Annotated in this window: 2 protein-coding genes; both read left to right on the top strand. The window is 39.3% G+C overall.

Annotated features, from left to right (window positions below):
• Positions 1-65 precede the first annotated feature (65 nt).
• Complete coding sequence (locus A5N85_RS14095) at positions 66-218, top strand: hypothetical protein (RefSeq protein ID WP_211268265.1); 153 nt, start codon at positions 66-68, stop codon at positions 216-218.
• Complete coding sequence (locus A5N85_RS14090) at positions 218-487, top strand: transposase (RefSeq protein ID WP_072577669.1); 270 nt, start codon at positions 218-220, stop codon at positions 485-487. Before A5N85_RS14095 ends, A5N85_RS14090 begins: the two co-directional genes overlap by 1 nt.
• Positions 488-512: the final 25 nt, after the last annotated feature.

Genomic DNA, 512 nt, shown 5'->3' with positions numbered 1-512 from the left:
TACTGAGCGTAAGCCCTCAAAGATTGATGATGAAGCCTTGCTTAAGGATATTGAGCAGTATCCTGATGATTACCAATGGGAAAGCGCTAGACGTTTTAATTGCTCGCAATCAGCGATTTGTTAATGCTCTAAAGCGACTAAAGATAACGCATAAAAAAAGATTAACCAACATCCAAAAGCCGACACAGAGAAAAGAGAGCACTTTCAAGAACAAATAGTGGATAAGACCGCTCAAGACAAACCGATAGTCTATCTTGATGAATGTGGTTTTAAAACCTTTGCTCATAGACCTTATGGCTACAGCACAAAAGGAGAAGTTTGTCATGGAAGTGATAACTGGCATTTAAAGAACCAGAGCAATGCGATTGGAGCCATTATCAATGGAGAATTGTTTGCCTTACGCTTATATGATGGTTCTATTAACAGCGATATTTTCTCTCATTGGGTGAGAGAAGCACTGTTACCTGAGTTACCTAAAACAGTGTAATTGTCATGGACAATGCCGCTTTTCA

Origin of the sequence: Suttonella ornithocola (assembly GCF_001889065.1) — a bacterium.
In the GTDB taxonomy this organism is placed as follows: Bacteria; Pseudomonadota; Gammaproteobacteria; order Cardiobacteriales; family Cardiobacteriaceae; genus Suttonella_A; species Suttonella_A ornithocola.
Note: the sequence above shows the minus strand (reverse complement) of the source record. Positions and strands in the feature narration are given on the sequence as shown.